This window comes from Alcanivorax hongdengensis A-11-3 (assembly GCF_000300995.1).
Classification (GTDB): domain Bacteria; phylum Pseudomonadota; class Gammaproteobacteria; order Pseudomonadales; family Alcanivoracaceae; genus Alcanivorax; species Alcanivorax hongdengensis.
The window spans coordinates 1-1,039 of the sequence record NZ_AMRJ01000078.1 but is presented as its reverse complement, the minus strand read 5'-3'; the positions used below and the strand labels follow the sequence as shown (position 1 = coordinate 1,039).

At 51.2% G+C, this 1,039-nt stretch carries 2 protein-coding genes; one reads left to right on the top strand and one right to left on the bottom strand.

The window, feature by feature from the left end:
- A partial coding sequence (locus A11A3_RS17130; protein WP_008930592.1) for a tyrosine-type recombinase/integrase occupies positions 1-511 on the top strand: 511 nt, incomplete at its 5' end.
- Positions 512-547: 36 nt separating this feature from the next.
- Here A11A3_RS17130 and A11A3_RS17125 read toward each other — a convergent pair.
- Positions 548-1,039: hypothetical protein (locus A11A3_RS17125; RefSeq protein WP_237738890.1), on the bottom strand; the 492-nt coding region annotated here is incomplete at its 5' end.

Here is a 1,039-nt window from a genome sequence, read left to right as displayed (position 1 = left end):
TCACTGTCCGGTATTAGTTGACCACTACAAAGTGTGCAATGCTGAATGGAAAGATGTTGATCTTGAGGCCGGCACTTGGCACCTGAGAGATTCCAAGAACAGCGCCGAGCGTTACGTTCAGCTTCCGACCCAGGCGGTCGAGTTCCTGCGCCAGCTGAAGCTGACCACAGATATCTACCTGTTCCCCTCGACTCGAACTAAGAAGCCAATCCAACAAAAGTCGCTAACGGAGACAAAATGGCACCTAAAAAACCCTGAAAAGGTCAAATATGGCCGAAATTATACTCCTGCCCAGCTCTGGCTCGACGGCATCCCTGACTGGTCGCCCCATGATCTCCGGCGCACGGTACGGACTGGATTGGCGCGTATGGGCTGCCCCAGTGAGGTAGCTGAAGCAGTGCTGGGTCATTCTCGCAAGGGAATTGAGGGTACTTATGACTTGCACAGCTATGAGGCTGAGTGCCGGCATTGGCTTCAGCGGTGGGCGGATCATATCTCAGAACTGAGCTGAGCCGGCCTAATTTGATTGATGCTGGGTTGTGGTGTTTCACTTCAGTGTGTTTTTTTTGAGCAGCTCAGTAAGCCCGTAGCGACTGGGAGATCCCATTAATCTGTTGGTATGTTCTGGTGGCTCCAGGGGCACATCTGAGGTTGGCTGGTCCGTTCTGAGGGGCTCTTTGTCTTGATGTTTTGTCGATGTAATATTGGCTATTCTCTCTTTAAGTTTATGAATTTCCTTGTCTTTATTGAATATTTCCTCCTTGAGGGTTTCAACGTTCGTGGTGGTTGAGAGATCGAGAGGTCGCCATGTTGTCGGCGATTTCTTGTTGCTCATGAGCTCCTCAGCTTGCTGGACGGCCTTCTCGACAGCTGCTTTCTTGTCATCTTCCGTTTGAAGCCCTTCTTCGATGAGCTTCTCCAGCGTGGCTTTTAGCGTTTCCCCCCTGGCGTTGGCCAGCTTTTTGAGCGACTCGCGAGTGCGTTTGTTCACGCTGACTGAAAGTGTGGAGTGTAGTGGTCTAATGAATCCGGACACCAA